This window comes from Achromobacter sp. SIMBA_011, from assembly GCF_046535435.1.
GTDB classification, from domain to species: Bacteria; Pseudomonadota; Gammaproteobacteria; order Burkholderiales; family Burkholderiaceae_B; genus Achromobacter; species Achromobacter dolens.
In genome coordinates, this window is sequence record NZ_JAWRWN010000284.1 from 1 (window position 1) to 287 (window position 287).

Genomic DNA, 287 nt, shown 5'->3' on the forward strand with positions numbered 1-287 from the left:
GCGCAGCCGCGCGGATTCGAGCGCATCGCGTGCGATCCGATAAAGCACCGACGCGGCCGCATCGTCCACCACGGTCGCGCTGAGGTCGGTGTCGATCTTCACGCCGTATCGGGCGAACAGATCCTGCGCGAGCCACTCGAGCGTGGCGGCGAGCCCGAACTCGTCGAGCATCGGCGGCCTGAGGTCGGCGGTAAGTTGCCGCACGTGCGCGGCGAGATGGTCCAGATGCGCGTCGATCTTCCGGCTGGCTTCGTCCGCGGTTCCGTCTCGCTGCCTCAGCTGCGCAT

1 pseudogene is annotated in these 287 nt (G+C 68.3%); it reads right to left on the bottom strand.

The features are described from left to right. Positions 1-287: pseudogene (locus SB816_RS30965) on the bottom strand (histidine kinase); the annotation flags it as partial.